Source organism: Candidatus Vondammii sp. HM_W22 (genome assembly GCF_022530855.2).
In the GTDB taxonomy this organism is placed as follows: domain Bacteria; phylum Pseudomonadota; class Gammaproteobacteria; order Chromatiales; family Chromatiaceae; genus Vondammii.
Genome location: NZ_CP099567.1, coordinates 1,819,813 through 1,834,061 on the forward strand (window position 1 = coordinate 1,819,813; position 14,249 = coordinate 1,834,061).

The following is a 14,249-nucleotide window of genomic DNA, read 5'->3' on the forward strand; positions in this document are numbered from 1 at the left end:
GTTCTGAAACCTTCCAGACTTGGTTATTGACTTACTTTCAGCTCAACGCGGCGATTCTGTGCACGACCTTCAACCGTATTGTTATCGGCTACCGGAGAATCTTCTCCCATGCCCCAGGCAGAGGTCTTTGCCTTGATGCCAGCTGCAGTGAAATAATCGGCAACAGATTGGGCGCGCGCCTGAGAAAGACGCTTGTTGTATGCCTCAGAACCTGTGCTGTCGGTATGGCCTGTTACCCCCAGACGCTTGATACCAGGACGACCTTTGAGAACGTCAGCGATGGGTCCCAGTGTCCGCTTGGCAGCCATAGTCAGTTCAGCACTATTCACTTCAAACTCAACATTGTGTAGAACAACCTCCTCTGTGCAGCCATTTTTGTCCACTTTTGCATCAACAGGTGTTCCCGGGCATTTATCCACGTAATCCGCTACACCATCACCATCGGAGTCGAGTGCGCAACCGCCAGCGTCAACCGGCGCACCTTTGGGTGTCTCCGGGCATTTGTCCATATAATCCAGAACACCATCGTTGTCACTATCCAGCCGGCAACCGGATGCACCGACTTCTACGCCTGCCGGTGTGCCTGGGCACTTGTCCTGGCTATCGAGAACGCCATCACCATCGGAATCCATTTTAACAGCACCGCACAGATCTGAACGCCCACCCACGGTCTGCCAGCATCCACCAGCGCTATTCACAACTTTTCCAGCTGAACCGTCTTGGGCATACTTATCCATAGCAAAGGCACTGCTCACCATTGCTGTCAGCATAACGACCGATGCACTGGTGATGAGATACTGAGGTATTTTGTTTTTAATTTTCATTATTCGTAATCCTTTTTACTGAAAGTTTCATCATTTTTGCCACTACCGAAATGAGTGTGACAACAAGGTGGGAATCGTGAGTATAGTGATATTTACAATGTTAAGTAATATTTATCCGCGCCATATGGTTGACCAATAATTCACAATTACCTTTTGACATCGGTAGGTTAGAGACTAATGGGCCGGGTTTTTCTGGGATAAACAATATCGCCAAGACATTGAAAATACAGAACCACAGGCTCATACGAAGCTCATTCTACTTGACTTACCACCCCCACTCCAAGCGCTGTTCGGGTTCAGTACCTATGAGCCAACTCAAGCCGCCTGCATGAGTTTATGATAAGTTGGATTCAACTCCCAAAGTGCATCACCTGGATGACTAAAAAAAGATGATTTGGATACTTGGTAAAAGGTTGTGAAATCTTATTTACACAGGAGGAGCACAAATCATCTTTTATCGCTACCATTTTAGTGCAAAAGAACGCCATATGCTTATGCATCTTTGATATGAGTTACCGAGGCATTGGTCGTCGTCTGAGTCATCATCACACCACCATGTGTGTCGCATTGAAGTAATTTTCCACTCGTTCAGGCCTTTTTTGCAAGGTTCACATACAGGATCGTGTTCTCTTTTTCAGATCGTTCACAGAACAAATCGCTTCCCCGCTATGAAGCATGCTTTTCAGATCACAATTCAGATACTCGTCAGGGTTCAGTTCCGGTGAATAGGCAGGCAAGAAAAAGACTTCCGGATAGCATTTTATGGTCCGGTCAGATAACCATCGCTTCACTTTCTTGGTATGATGCACTCGTAAGGTTGTCCTGTATCAGAGATACCTTTCCTGGTATAGATTCAATCAGTGCCCTTAGAAATTTGACCCGCACTTTCGCATTCGTGGATGGCTCATACAGCATGAAGCTGTGCTTCACCCTGAATTCGTAATGGCTGAAATCATACTCAGCGACACTCGCTTGGACGGGAGCCGCTGTGCTGGCGTTTGTCCTTGCGGAGCATAACAGCGACCATACTGCGTGGTGTTTTTTATACCTATTTCATCACGGAATATAGTGGCATTCTCTTTTTAGCCCGCTCCTTAATGCCAGGATACTCACCTTTCAACTAGGCATCTACTTTTGCCTGGGATTTTCTCCCAGGCCTGCTTTACTGGTCTTTTGAAGTGTAAAATCCCAGCACTTAAGGTAGTCGCACACAGTCCGCACAGGAATACTAATCCCCGGGAACTGCTTGATAAGTTGGGCAATGGAATCTCGTGTCCAGAGCACAGAGCCGGGTTTGTATTAATCCGGCATATAACCCCGAATCGCTTCAATGACTTTTTGCTCTTGATCTTCAGTCAGGCGACAGTGTGCATTTTTTGGTCCCCGCTTCGCGATGGCCAGAGCTTCTTTACCACCAACACGATAGCGCTTATACCACTATCCAGCCGTATTTGGATGAACATTCAATAAGCCGCCTATTTCCTTAAACGCTTTCCTTGCAGGCGGAGCTAAACAGCTTGCTGTCTCAGAAGTTCTTGTTGCTCAGTGCTGAGCTTGCGTGCAGGCTATTATATTGATATATAAATATCTGCCGAGTTAAGGGAACCTCTAAAAACCCGACAAAAACCAATAGCCCCTAGCAAATCCAGAGAGCCCGGTATCTTCATGCTCATTTTTCTGGCAACATCCATACTCATACCTCGCTTCATCCGGCCAGCCACGCCAATCGACGCATGTTGTACACCAAATTCATCACGCCGGGCCTGCCTTGTGTGATCCTCCTGTGTAAATAAGATTTCGAGGGTGTCCTGAATTCTGTGTAACTGTCTATCATTAAACCCAAGCGTGGTTGAGGATAGGCACTATGAACAAGAAAGAACTACAGGCGATCACTCATGCGGCTGCTAAAAATATCAAGACGGAAGACGACCTCAAAGACTCCCAGCAGATGCCAACCAAGATTACGGTCGAAGCGGCACTGAACGCTGAGTTAGATGATCATCTTGGCTTTGAAAGGCACGAGCAGTCCGAAGCTGACAATAACCGCAACGGCATGCCAGTAAGACTAACTGAACGGAAGCTGGCCAGTTCGAGCTCGATACACCACGCGACAGAGCTGGGAGTTTCGAGCCCAAGCCCGTTAAAAAACACCAGCGTCGATTTACTTCCATGGACGACAAGATTATTTTCTTGTATGCCCAGGGCATGACAACACGAGAAATCGTTACGACCGTTAAAGAAATGTACGGTGCTGATGTCTCCGCCACCTTGATTTCCAAAGTGACTGACGCTGTTATTGAACAAGTGATTGAATGGCCATCTAGGCCACTGGATGCGGTCTATCCCATTATTTACCTGGATTGTATTGTCGTAAAAATCCGGCAAGACAAGAAAGTGACCAATAAGGCAATTTATCTAGCACTGGGCGTGAACATGGAGGGCCACAAGGAATTGTTGGGGCTCTGGCCTGTCAGAGAATGAGGGTGCCAAGTTCTGGCTCAATGTACTCACAGAGCTCCAGAATCGCGGCGTGAAGGATATCCTGATAGCCTGTATCGATGGCCTGAAGGGCTTTCCAGACGCAATCGATACAGCATTTCCCGAGACTCAGATCCAGCCAATGAACAGCGTGGTTCACAAGGCAATTAAAAAACGGAAGCTATTTCCGACCGACGACTCGGCAATGAAAGTAGTGTACCTGGCGGTGCAGCAAGCATCAAAAAAATGGACCATGCCGATTCGCAATTGGAAACCAGCACTGAATAGATTTATGATTGAGTTCGAAGAACGCTTGGCGGAGTACATTTAACCTGGGCAGTTACACGGAAATCGTTACACCCTCAAGATTTCACAATCCCATTTTGCCTAGCATTATTGATTATTGGCTATTTCTCTGAATCAATTCCCTCTTTCTTCAAAGTCCAGCTGAATATCCCTTTTTCGCCCGTGTAGTCAGGGACGCTGATGACTGCACCTTTATCCACCTTCAATGGGTCTTCAGTGGCTGCCAGCGGCCGATAGTCTCCTTCGATCCGGACTAGATGATCATCAGAGAAAAAGAGTGAGATGTGCTCCTGTGTTCTTTCTTCTCCGCCGGGCTGCATGCTGTAGATGTAATCCCATCGATCCCGATGGAAAACATCCACCAACATAGGGGTGCCCATAATGTAGCGAGCCTGGTTTTTAGTCATTCCGGGACGCAACTTATCGATCGCACTCTGTGTAATGACATTGCCCTGCTGTACATCGGGCCGGTGTATCAGCGGCATCTTATCCAGGGCTCTGGGTACGGCGCTGCCCATACTATCAATAGCTGAGCATCCAGAGATGTATATACTTGCGCCACAGGCCCAATAACAGGCCCAATAGATGAGAAGCTTCCGCATTCAATGTTATCCGGGTATATGCAAAGAGTATAGTGATTGGAACTGGTGATAATACCTGATTAGTCAGGATGTTTCATGGGTTTTGGCGCTGATTTTTCCCCGTCCTAGGCCTATTGGAAAGGAAAGGTGGATAGAGGTAGGCGTTTGGACGACCAGAAGATAAGAAAAACCGACCTGAAAGTCACCGCTCCCAGGGTGAAAATACTGGAACTGCTGGAAAATAGCAGTGAACGCCACGTCAGTGCCGAAGATATCAACAGCATGCTGTCGGATGCAGGGGGAGGTGTTGGCTTGACATAAAAACACCTAATCAGGTACTCCTTGAGGATCACAATCGACCTGTTGCACTCGCAAGTTAAATCCGCGAATTGCTCAATATTTTCAACGCAAAGACTGGAATATTTTAGCCGTCAGACACCGACTCATGAATTGAAGCGTTGCTGACGGGTTTCCGGGTAAATCTCCTCCAAGGCGCGGCCCGAAAAGCCCATGGTACCATCACCGATAGCCAGTGCCAGACTGTTCATTCTACGTGATTTCAACTTCAGCAGGACTTCATGCCAGCTCTGCGTCGATTCCAGGACACCATTTTCTATCACCAGAAAATGCTTCTCACCCCGTTCATTGACACGAATAATAACCAATGCGCAGAGTTTTACCTGTTCAGCTCTCAGGCCACTGTAGATGCCGTCTACCCAGCAAGCTTTGCCCAATCTGGTGATGCACCAATCCGGTACCCCTGTGCCCGTACCTGCTTCAGTCGGGAAACCGCACTGGCAGATAGCCCTTTTGCTTCCGGGCCGGCCCGCACCTTGAGTGCTTCCCTCATCTCACCGCGGCTATACAGCCAGGGAATCGCAGCTTCCAGCGAACGGGTTTTGCAAATATAGGGAGGGACCAACGCAGTGTGGAAAGTGATCGGATCTCCAGATCTAGAGCGTACCTTGGGTACCTTCACGGTGGACCTATATCTGTCTGGATGAGTCGTTCCGGCAGGTAACCATTGCCTACGACAGCAGCATGACCACACTCAGTTTGTTGTCCGGCAATTAGGATAACAAGGAGTTATAACTGAAAGTGTTGTTTGAAAGGAATTGAAAAAAAGCGGGGTATCTGGTTGATTTGTTGTTGCTAGACATCAAAACAACCATTGGAGATACGCCACCATGAGTGAGAATAACGTTGTTAAGCTGGCAGTTCGAGATACGATTATCGATCCGCTGACAGAGTTGCCGAGAAGCGGTGCAGGGCAGTTGATCTACCAAGCGGTGGAGGCCGAGCTGCTGGAGCTGTTGGCGGAGCACGTCGAGCGATGGACAGAGGATGGCAAGGCGGGAGTGGTTCGTAATGGTCACCTGCCAGCTCGTAAACTGCCGATGCGGAAAAGGCCTTTGATCTGTTTATCAAAACGTATGAGCCAAAGTATCCGAAGGCTGCCATCTGTCTGCACAAAGACCGAGAGGAACTGATGGCTTTCTATCAATTTCCTGCGCAGCACTGGCAGAGCATTCGGACCAGCAATCCGATTGAATCCACCTTCGGGACAATCCGCCATCGAACCAAGCGTTCCAAGGGCTGCCTATCGCGTGACGGCATGCTACACATGATGTTCAAACTCGGCCTGTGTGCCGAGAAGAAGTGGAGACGATTACGGGGTTTCGATTACCTGGCGAAGGTGATAACCGGAATCAAATTTAACGAGGGTGTTGAGAGCCTGTAAAGTTTTCTGTGTAACTGCCTGGGTTAAATATATACCGCGCAAGCGTTCTTCGAGCTCGATTATAAATCTATTCAGTGCTAGTTTCCAATTACGGATCGGCATTGTCCACTTTATATTGCGTATTTATGAAAATAATATCAAATAGTCATGGTTTATGAGCAGGCTCTATTAATTCCGATCAGCTCCGGCCAATCGGCCAGTTGCGAAAGAATACCCATCTCCCTCTCGCCACTAGCCGGATCGACCATCAATTTAGCCAATTGTTGGCGATACGCTTTTAGCGTAATGCTCCCCCCGGCATCCGCAAGGGTGATCCGCTCCCGCCGAAACTCTTCCCAACGCTCTCTATCCGGACGGGAGAGTGTTTCAGGCCAGTTACGGGCACGATAACGAAACAACATCTCCGGCAGTCGCTGATCGTCAAAAATCATCCCTGCCGTAGCCAGGGCGCTGGGTTCAGTACCCCTGATTTTGTCCATCCGGCGCCGGTCATCTGAACTGAAGAAGCCGCCACCATAAAGGTTTTGATCCGGGTCACTGACCGGCTTAAAAGTTCTTTCCGAGTATACTGACTGCAACTTCCTCTCAAGTCCAGGGGTATTTTTTAGCGCCTCCAGATGCCTTGAACAGATTTCACGATTGATCTCCCAGCGCTCTGCTGTCTCATCCGTCAGAGTATTAAGCGGCACCACCGCCGGCGACTTATTCAGATGGATCGTCTTGAGTGGAATCCGCTCAACGCCCTCTGGCAACTGATCCCGGAGCGTGAAAAGCCGCTCGGCGATTCCCTTCGCATCCAGAGTCAGCAGCGGTTGTGGGTCATGCCGAAGATCATAGACAATCACACCATTAGTATTCGTCGGATGTTTGGCCAGTGGCGCAACCATGGCGATACATCCCGTGCTGGCTGGATACATGGATGAGACATGCAGTACCGGTTTTTTCTCACGTATATTCAGAAATTCGCCCATTTTTTTCTTATTCCGCATCTGCAGCAGATAATCATAGAGGCGGGGTTGATGCGTTTTGATCAATTTTGCCAGAGCAATAGTGGCATAAACATCTGAAAGTGCATCATGGGCCGCTTCATGGGCAATCTCATTTTCCCTGGTGAGATTTTCCAGCTTGAAACTGGTTATGCCCTCTTCACTCTTCGGCCAGTTGATACCCTCGGGCCGAAGGGCGTGGGTAAGACGCACCACATCAATAATGTCCCATCGTGAATTCCCATTCTGCCACTCTCTGGCATAGGGATCGTAAAAGTTGCGGTAGAGGCCGTAGCGGGTGAATTCGTCATCAAACCGGATGCTATTGTAGCCTACGCCACAAGTTCCCGGGTATGATATCTCCTGATGAATCATGGCGAAAAATTCAGCCTCGTTCACCCCCTCTTCCAGCGCTTTCTGTGGCGTAATACCAGTCACCAGACAGGCTGCCGGTTGTGGTAGAACATCATCTGCCGGCTTGCAGTAAACAACCAGTGGACGGCCAATGATATTCAGCTCTTCATCCGTCCTGATTCCTGCAAACTGAGCCGGACGATCCCGCCGTGGGTCGGTACCCCAAGTCTCATAGTCATGCCAATAATAGGTCAGTGCCATATGCCTCTATCCTGATACTCCAGTCGGTGTTCCGTACGTTATATTAACTTTCAGGTAAACCATAACAAAAAAAGCCACCCCGGTTACGGGATGGCTTTTTTAACAGGGCAAAAATCGCCGGTAGAAGCTTAGATCTTCTCTTTGATACGTGCTGCCTTACCGGTAAGGCCACGCAGATAGTAGAGTTTGGCGCGGGAGACATCACCCTTACGCTTCACCTTGACCTCTGCAACAGAGTGGCTGTATGTCTGGAACACACGCTCAACGCCCTCTCCATGGGAGATCTTGCGGACAGTGAAGGCAGAATTGATGCCGCGGTTGCGCTTGGCAATAACCAGGCCTTCGAAGGCCTGCAGACGCTCACGGTCGCCCTCTTTGACTCTAACCTGAACAACCACGGTATCGCCTGATCCAAATGCGGGTAGCTCTTTGCCCATCTGCTCGGCTTCGAGTTCCTGGATGATATTGCTCATGGTCGTATGCTCCTGTATCTCAACTGGCGTCAATCTGCGCCTGTATAAATTCGTCTAATAAGGTCTGTTCTTCATGGCTCAACTGCCGAGCCTCCAATAGGTCAGGCCGTCGCATCCATGTCCGCCCCAGCGACTGCTTCAGTCGCCAGCGCTGTATCAATTCATGGTTGCCGCCCAACAGCACGACCGGTACCGTCTCGTCGTCAAATGACTCCGGTCGCGTATAGTGCGGGCAATCCAACAGGCCATCCATAAAGGAGTCCTGCTCTGCCGAATCCGCATCCCCCAAAACACCGGGAAGTAACCGGGTCACAGCATCCATCAACACCAGCGCAGGCAGCTCACCACCGCTCAGCACATAGTCGCCAATGGACCACTCTTCATCGACATAACGGGTAATAATTCGCTCATCGATCCCTTCATAACGTCCTGCAACCAGGATCACACCCTGTCGCTGAGAGAGCTCACCGATTGCCGCCTGGTCAAGGCGCCGTCCCTGGGGGCTCAGATAAGCCACCTGTGATCCGGGGGCTGCCTTCCTGGCATCTTCAATCGCCCCTTTCAAAGGTTCGGCCTTCATCACCATGCCCGGTCCACCGCCATAAGGCCGGTCATCCACTGTTCGGTGCAGATTGCTGGTATAATCCCGTGGATTCCAAAGATTCAGATCAGCCTGACCTCCCTGCAAGGCACGGCCGGTAACACCTTCACCCAGCATCGCCCGAAACATCTCAGGAAACAGGGTTACCACATCAAAGCGCATGGTCATCTCAGAAATCCGGATCCCAGTCCACGCTAATCACGCCCGCCACAAGGTCCACCTTGTGAATGGTACTCTTTATATAGGGGATCAGCCTCCGGCGATCTCCCTCTACCACCATCACGTCGTTGGCCCCGGTTTCAAACAGATGATCCACCCGGCCGAGCAGTTGACCCTCAAGGGTCCGCACTTCCAGGCCTTCCAGATCAATCCAGTAGTACTCACCCGGCTTGGCCTTCGGCAACTGGTCCCGTGGAATAGCGATATCCGCTCCCACCAGCTCCGCAGCCTGATCGCGGTCCATACAGCCTGACAGCTTGGCAACAATACCTTTGCCATGAGCCTTTCCCGCTTCCAGTTCAAACAGTTTCCACCCCCCTGCTCTGCGCAGATACCAAGAGTGGTACTTCAGGATATTATCCCGTGGAGCCGTGCCGGAAAAGACTTTTATCCATCCCCGCACACCGAACAGGCCGGAAACCCGGCCCATCTCGACCCATTTAGGATCATCACTCCTATCGGTTGAGCCTTGGGGCTTTTCCGATTTATGCGCGCCTGGGTCCGACATATTTCAGCTGGGCATAGGCCCGGTAACGATCAGGTAGCTGCATTGGCAGCATCCTTCACCAGCCTAGCAACACGATCACTGGGCTGTGCGCCCTGAGAGATCCAGTGGTCCACGCGGCCACGATCCAGGCGAAGGCGCTCTTCATTGCCAACAGCAATAGGATTAAAGAATCCCAGACGCTCTATATAACGGCCATCGCGAGGTTTGCGACTATCGGCCACGACTATGTGATAGAAGGGCCGCTTTTTAGCGCCCGTCCGTGCAAGACGAATTGTTACCATGTCCTACCTATATTATATGTTAAGTTAATCTGCCGCGCACTACCGGCCAGCCAAACCGATCGAAGTGGAATGGGGCATTTTACGTACTTTGCAGAAAAAGTGAAATACTTTTTATAAACGATTAATTAAAAGAAGCCCAGTTAAAATGGGAACCCACCCGGCGGCATACCACCACCACCACCCGGGCCACCCAAACCGCCCGGCCCCATTTTGCCTTTAAGCCCGTGCATCATCTTGGCCATGCCGCCGCCCTTCATCTTTTTCATCATCTTCTGCATCTGGGTAAACTGCTTGAGCATTTTGTTTACCTCTTGCACCTGACTGCCGGAGCCCAGAGCAATACGGCGCTTGCGGGAACCCTTGATGATATTGGAAAAACGGCGCTCTTTGAACGTCATTGAGTTGATAATGGCGATTGAGCGGATAATCTCCCGGTCATTGACCCGGTTCTTCACGTGATCAGGGATATTGCCCATTCCGGGCAGCTTATCCATCATCGAGCTCAGCCCACCCATATTAGCCATCTGCTCCATCTGTTCACGAAAATCATCCAGATCGAAGTCTTTTCCTTTTTGCAGTTTTTTCGCCAGTTTCTCGGCTTTTTTGTGATCGACCTTACGCTGCACATCCTCCACCAGGGAGAGCACATCGCCCATACCCAGTATCCGTGATGCTATGCGCTCCGGATGGAAGGGTTCCAGTGCTGTGGTCTTTTCACCCACGCTGAGGAACTTGATCGGCTTACCGGTAATTTCACGAATAGAGAGCGCGGCACCCCCCCGCGCATCACCATCCGTCTTGGTGAGAATGACGCCGGTCAGCGGCAGTGCCTGGTCAAATACCTTGGCGATATTAGCAGCATCCTGACCGGTCATGCTGTCCACTACAAACAGAGTCTCCACCGGTGAGACATCGGCATGGAGGGCCTTGATCTCCCCCATCATCTCTTCATCTATGTGGAGGCGTCCGGCTGTATCGACAATCAGCACATCCATGAACTGTTTGCGTGCCTGCTTCAGTGCTGCGCTGGCAATAGCGAGTGGATTCTGATCTGTACCGCTGGGGTAAAACTCCGCCTCGACCTCTGTTGCCAGGGTTTCCAACTGATCAATAGCGGCAGGCCGATAGACGTCACAACTAACCACCATGACAGATTTTTTCTGGGTCTCCTTGAGCCAACGAGCCAGCTTGGCAACACTGGTGGTCTTGCCTGATCCCTGCAAACCGGCCATGAGAATCACCACCGGTGGCTGAGCGGCCAAATTCAACGACTCATTGGCCTCTCCCATCACCCCGATCAACTCATCATTGACGATTTTGATCAGTACCTGGCCTGGGGTGAGGCTGCTCATCACCTCGCCACCCATGGCTTTCTCTTTTACTCTATCGACAAAACCACGGACCACTGGCAGAGCAACATCCGCCTCCAGCAGCGCCATACGAACTTCACGCAGGGTCTCCTTGATATTGTCTTCGGTCAGGCGGCCCTGGCCACGCAGTTTGTTGAGTACGCCGCCTAGTCGATCTGTCAGATTATCAAACATGCTCAGTCTCTGGCATTGAAAAATCCGGTTATTATATCGAATTACAACCGAAAGGGTGCGTTTCTAACGAATGGTCTGAAAAATTGAAGTTTTTCACTTCAATTGCCATCCAATCTTGAATATTTGCAAAAACAACCTGCGCTATTCCCGGATTTGACCTCAATTTTGGCTATTCCGGGGCTTTCAGTCGCAACTTGCCTATGAAACGGCTAATAAATGCCGCTTAACCAGTAGCCCGATTAATCAAGGCACACTTGGTAAAGGGAATCTCTAAAAACCCGGCAAAGACCAATAGTTTTTAGCAAATCCGGAGAGCCCTGTCTCTGCATTAGTCGATTGGCCTGCTGGGCAAACGCGTGCTCAACTTGCAAACCCAAACTCTTGATCGTTTTCGGTTTGCCTCTTGCTCCCGTTCATTCAAGAGGCGTTTGTGTGCCGACTTGCGGTGAATGTGACTGCGGTAATGCGCACCCCGGTAAAGCAGACTCCTGCTCTGCACTGCGGTAAGCAGAATCGGCCCAGACACTGCTATTACTGTTGTTCTCATCCAGCAGTTACTCGAAGACTTTGCTACCATGAACTTCAGCTGATGTTACGGCATACTTGCGAATGACCTTGTGCTTCCGGTCTATGCCGATGCGGCTTTTGTACCCACAGTGGGTTTTGCCATGCTTCATGGTCCAGCGTGCTGCAACATTCTTCTGGCGGCGTTTGTTATCACCACATGCCTCAGGGCTATCCCCGACTTTGATCTGCCTATTTTCTTCTCGCGTATTATGTTGCTTGGGTATTGGAACAATAGCGGCATCTACAATCTGCCCCTTGCGAGCGAAGCCTGCTGGATCAACAGCTCTGAAAAGAGTTTATCAACAAGGCCCCGTCCCTTCAGGCGCTCACGATATACTCAAACTGTTTTAGCATCGGGTACCTTACCCTCCTGGGCTCAGCCCAGGAAAACGACAAAAGCTATAGCGATCCCGTATTTGTAACTCTGTTTGATCATCGTTCAGATTGAATAAATGCTGTAGGACCAACACCTTGAACATCAGTACCGCATCGTAAGGTGGGCACCCACCTTTACTGGGATCACTGTTTTTATAAACTGAGCCCAACAATACCCTAAAAGTCTCTTAGTCTACGGCCCTTTCCAGCTTTGGCAGCGGGTCTCCCTTGAGCCTCTACCAAAAACTGTACCGGGCATTCTTAGAAAATTCCGGCCTTAAGACTAGAGACAGACCATCCTCTAGAGGTTCCCTCTAAGCAATGCCATCCCAACATGGGCAGAATTCAGGATCGAGCGCTTGATCTCAAACTCCCTTCTGTATCCAGAATGACGACTGTAGTACAAGAATAGGCTAGTCGCGTAATAGCAGATATGCGATTATCACCCCCAATATGAGCACTACCATAATTGCCTTTCTAGCTATCGCCAGCTACGCCGCCAGCGGAATAGTCATCTCTGTTCGGCTTTTCCATGAAAAGACCGAAACCAATATACCGCGCCCAGTTGGCATCGGACTAGGGTTGGCAGGTGTACTTCTCCATGGAACCATACTCTATCAGGGCATTATCAGTGACAGCGGCATCAACTTGGGCTTTTATGCAGCATTTTCACTTATCGCCTGGAGCATTCTGCTTCTTCTGATGCTCTCTGCCGTTACCAAGCCGGTAGAAAACCTGGGTATTTTTCTGCTGCCGCTGGCAATACTCAGTATTCTCCTTGAGATGCATTTCTCCACAGCTCATCTGTTCCCGGCTGATGCTTCTTGGGGCCTGCGTGTGCATGTGCTTATCTCACTGCTTGCATACAGTCTGTTAGCCATGGCCAGTGTCCAGGCGGTACTCCTTGCAGTACATGACCACCACCTACACCATCGCCACCCCGGGGGATTTATTCGCGCCTTGCCGCCACTCATAACTATGGAAACACTCCTGTTTGAAATGATTGGCCTGGGTTTCGTACTCCTCACCATTGGGTTGATCAGCGGGTTTATCTTCCTAGAGAATATACTCATCCAAAGGCTGGCCCATAAAACCATCCTTTCCATTGTCGCATGGTTTGTATTCGGCACACTGCTTTGGGGCCGTTTCCGTTTCGGCTGGCGCGGACAAAAAGCCCTGATATGGACCCTGATCGGATTCGTGGTTCTGATGCTGGCCTATTTTGGCAGCAAATTTGTGGTTGAGGTGATATTAGGAGTTAATGCTGGTTAACAGCTATGTACCAATGCCCTGATATGCCTGCCGGCTAACCGAGGGTCTGCTATTGACTCATCCAGCGGGAGACTGGAATCGATCAGTTTTTGGCGCTCCTGCTCAAGTTCGCGTACATTGCCCCATTCACGCCTCTGGCCTCCTCTCCCATTTTTTTAGTCATGGAAAGGCACAAAAATGGCGCTTTTTATCTTCATACAAACAAGCCCGCTGGGAAAAGAAAACAGGAAGACGAAGAACGCGATATTTTTTCTCAAAAAATCCGTGGTGCAGAGCGGCGACATGGATTTAATAATGGGCTATCACCTGCTGAATTTGAAAGAAGGGAGTTAGAGAAGCTGTCGGACGTCTAGAGAACTAGGGGCTTGCCAACAAGCCTGTCGCGGCTGATTTGAAAAAGATTTACCAGTCCATCACCGAGGAAGAAGCCTTACCGGCGCTGGATAAATTCTCTGACCGATGGGACGATAAATACCCCTAGATCAGCCACTCCTGGAGCACCCATTGGCAGAATTTCAACACGCTGCTCAACTACCCGGAGGACAAACGAAAAGTGATCTACACGACCAACGCCATTGAGTCGCTGAACAGCGTCATTCGCAAAGCGATCAAAAAGCGGAAGTTGTTTCCAACCGATGACTCTGCGAAGAAGGTAATCCACCTGGCAATCCAAGCCCCATCGAAAAAGTGGACAATGCCGATCCGTCATTGGAAACCAGCACTGACTAGATTTATGATTGAGATTCGAAGAACGCTTAGCGGTATATATTTAACCTTGGCTGTTACACAGAAAACTTTATAGGCTCTCAAGTTTTGCGCTCTGGACTCGAGGTTTCATTGCTCAGCTTATCAAGCAGTTTTACAGCTTCATGCTGCAT

Annotated in this window: 16 protein-coding genes and 4 pseudogenes; 7 read left to right on the forward strand and 13 right to left on the reverse strand. The window is 49.9% G+C overall.

Annotated features, from left to right (window positions below; genetic code table 11):
- Positions 1-23: 23 nt before the first annotated feature.
- The 3 genes from MN084_RS10175 to MN084_RS19670 form a co-directional block, all read right to left on the reverse strand.
- Positions 24-824, reverse strand: a complete 801-nt coding sequence (locus MN084_RS10175) for an OmpA family protein (protein WP_241086489.1) — start codon at positions 822-824, stop codon at positions 24-26.
- A 608-nt stretch (positions 825-1,432) separates the two neighbouring features.
- Positions 1,433-1,633: a transposase gene (locus MN084_RS19665; protein ID WP_445083817.1), complete on the reverse strand. Its 201-nt coding sequence runs from the start codon at positions 1,631-1,633 to the stop codon at positions 1,433-1,435.
- A 319-nt stretch (positions 1,634-1,952) separates the two neighbouring features.
- A complete protein-coding gene (locus tag MN084_RS19670; protein WP_445083818.1) occupies positions 1,953-2,108 on the reverse strand; it encodes a winged helix-turn-helix domain-containing protein in 156 nt (51 codons plus the stop codon).
- A 580-nt stretch (positions 2,109-2,688) separates the two neighbouring features.
- On the opposite strand from MN084_RS19670, the pseudogene MN084_RS10180 reads away from it, so the two are divergent.
- Positions 2,689-3,633 (forward strand): annotated as a pseudogene (locus MN084_RS10180) (IS256 family transposase).
- A 76-nt stretch (positions 3,634-3,709) separates the two neighbouring features.
- On the opposite strand, the gene MN084_RS10185 reads toward MN084_RS10180, so the two are convergent.
- Entirely contained in the window at positions 3,710-4,093 is a 384-nt protein-coding gene (locus MN084_RS10185) for an outer membrane protein assembly factor BamE (RefSeq protein ID WP_330178013.1), read from the reverse strand.
- A gap of 261 nt (positions 4,094-4,354) precedes the next feature.
- On the opposite strand from MN084_RS10185, the gene MN084_RS10190 reads away from it, so the two are divergent.
- Entirely contained in the window at positions 4,355-4,510 is a 156-nt protein-coding gene (locus MN084_RS10190; RefSeq protein WP_241086487.1) for a transcriptional repressor, read from the forward strand.
- 134 nt (positions 4,511-4,644) lie between these two features.
- On the opposite strand, the pseudogene MN084_RS10195 reads toward MN084_RS10190, so the two are convergent.
- Positions 4,645-5,254 (reverse strand): annotated as a pseudogene (locus tag MN084_RS10195) (transposase); the annotation flags it as partial.
- 122 nt (positions 5,255-5,376) lie between these two features.
- Between MN084_RS10195 and MN084_RS10200 the strand changes: the two are divergent.
- The gene (locus tag MN084_RS10200; RefSeq protein ID WP_241086485.1) at positions 5,377-5,679 is read left to right on the forward strand and encodes a hypothetical protein; all 303 of its coding nucleotides are present in this window, start codon (positions 5,377-5,379) and stop codon (positions 5,677-5,679) included.
- Positions 5,586-5,930: pseudogene (locus MN084_RS10205) on the forward strand (transposase); the annotation flags it as partial. The gene MN084_RS10200 and the pseudogene MN084_RS10205, both read left to right, overlap by 94 nt.
- A 152-nt stretch (positions 5,931-6,082) precedes the next feature.
- On the opposite strand, the gene sbcB reads toward MN084_RS10205, so the two are convergent.
- The 8 genes from sbcB to MN084_RS10245 all read right to left on the reverse strand — a co-directional run bounded on the left by sbcB (position 6,083) and on the right by MN084_RS10245 (position 12,203).
- Complete coding sequence (gene sbcB / locus MN084_RS10210) at positions 6,083-7,531, reverse strand: exodeoxyribonuclease I (protein WP_241086484.1); 1,449 nt, start codon at positions 7,529-7,531, stop codon at positions 6,083-6,085.
- 128 nt (positions 7,532-7,659) lie between these two features.
- Complete coding sequence (rplS, locus tag MN084_RS10215; protein WP_241086482.1) at positions 7,660-8,004, reverse strand: 50S ribosomal protein L19; 345 nt, start codon at positions 8,002-8,004, stop codon at positions 7,660-7,662.
- A 19-nt stretch (positions 8,005-8,023) separates the two neighbouring features.
- Complete coding sequence (gene trmD / locus MN084_RS10220; RefSeq protein ID WP_241086595.1) at positions 8,024-8,767, reverse strand: tRNA (guanosine(37)-N1)-methyltransferase TrmD; 744 nt, start codon at positions 8,765-8,767, stop codon at positions 8,024-8,026.
- 7 nt (positions 8,768-8,774) lie between these two features.
- A complete protein-coding gene (rimM, locus tag MN084_RS10225) occupies positions 8,775-9,332 on the reverse strand; it encodes a ribosome maturation factor RimM (RefSeq protein ID WP_241086481.1) in 558 nt (185 codons plus the stop codon).
- A 29-nt stretch (positions 9,333-9,361) separates the two neighbouring features.
- The gene (rpsP, locus tag MN084_RS10230; protein ID WP_241086480.1) at positions 9,362-9,613 is read right to left on the reverse strand and encodes a 30S ribosomal protein S16; all 252 of its coding nucleotides are present in this window, start codon (positions 9,611-9,613) and stop codon (positions 9,362-9,364) included.
- Positions 9,614-9,753: 140 nt separating this feature from the next.
- Positions 9,754-11,157 carry a signal recognition particle protein gene (gene ffh, locus MN084_RS10235; protein WP_241086479.1) on the reverse strand — a complete coding sequence of 468 codons (1,404 nt, stop codon included), beginning with the start codon at positions 11,155-11,157 and terminating at the stop codon, positions 9,754-9,756.
- Between the two features lie 554 nt (positions 11,158-11,711).
- Positions 11,712-11,972 (reverse strand): transposase, encoded by a 261-nt coding sequence (locus tag MN084_RS10240; RefSeq protein ID WP_320416434.1) that lies wholly within the window; start codon positions 11,970-11,972, stop codon positions 11,712-11,714.
- Between the two features lie 114 nt (positions 11,973-12,086).
- Positions 12,087-12,203: a transposase gene (locus MN084_RS10245; protein WP_330178014.1), complete on the reverse strand. Its 117-nt coding sequence runs from the start codon at positions 12,201-12,203 to the stop codon at positions 12,087-12,089.
- A gap of 349 nt (positions 12,204-12,552) precedes the next feature.
- On the opposite strand from MN084_RS10245, the gene MN084_RS10250 reads away from it, so the two are divergent.
- The 3 genes and pseudogenes from MN084_RS10250 to MN084_RS10260 all read left to right on the forward strand — a co-directional run.
- Entirely contained in the window at positions 12,553-13,371 is an 819-nt protein-coding gene (locus MN084_RS10250) for a cytochrome C assembly family protein (protein ID WP_241086477.1), read from the forward strand.
- An 89-nt stretch (positions 13,372-13,460) separates the two neighbouring features.
- The gene (locus MN084_RS10255) at positions 13,461-13,724 is read left to right on the forward strand and encodes a hypothetical protein (RefSeq protein ID WP_241086476.1); all 264 of its coding nucleotides are present in this window, start codon (positions 13,461-13,463) and stop codon (positions 13,722-13,724) included.
- Between the two features lie 20 nt (positions 13,725-13,744).
- Positions 13,745-14,173, forward strand: a pseudogene (locus MN084_RS10260) (transposase); the annotation flags it as partial.
- Positions 14,174-14,249: the final 76 nt, after the last annotated feature.

Excerpts from the sequence above, each read along its gene's own strand:
- ffh (WP_241086479.1), bottom strand. The coding sequence starts at position 11,157 with ATGTTTGATAATCTGACAGATCGACTAGGCGGCGTACTCAACAAACTG.
- MN084_RS10175 (WP_241086489.1), bottom strand. The coding sequence starts at position 824 with ATGAAAATTAAAAACAAAATACCTCAGTATCTCATCACCAGTGCATCG.
- MN084_RS10200 (WP_241086485.1), top strand. The coding sequence starts at position 5,377 with ATGAGTGAGAATAACGTTGTTAAGCTGGCAGTTCGAGATACGATTATC.
- rimM (WP_241086481.1), bottom strand. The coding sequence starts at position 9,332 with ATGTCGGACCCAGGCGCGCATAAATCGGAAAAGCCCCAAGGCTCAACC.
- trmD (WP_241086595.1), bottom strand. The coding sequence starts at position 8,767 with ATGCGCTTTGATGTGGTAACCCTGTTTCCTGAGATGTTTCGGGCGATG.
- MN084_RS10250 (WP_241086477.1), top strand. The coding sequence starts at position 12,553 with ATGAGCACTACCATAATTGCCTTTCTAGCTATCGCCAGCTACGCCGCC.
- sbcB (WP_241086484.1), bottom strand. The coding sequence starts at position 7,531 with ATGGCACTGACCTATTATTGGCATGACTATGAGACTTGGGGTACCGAC.
- MN084_RS10245 (WP_330178014.1), bottom strand. The coding sequence starts at position 12,203 with ATGTTCAAGGTGTTGGTCCTACAGCATTTATTCAATCTGAACGATGAT.
- MN084_RS10185 (WP_330178013.1), bottom strand. The coding sequence starts at position 4,093 with ATGCCGCTGATACACCGGCCCGATGTACAGCAGGGCAATGTCATTACA.
- rplS (WP_241086482.1), bottom strand. The coding sequence starts at position 8,004 with ATGAGCAATATCATCCAGGAACTCGAAGCCGAGCAGATGGGCAAAGAG.
- rpsP (WP_241086480.1), bottom strand. The coding sequence starts at position 9,613 with ATGGTAACAATTCGTCTTGCACGGACGGGCGCTAAAAAGCGGCCCTTC.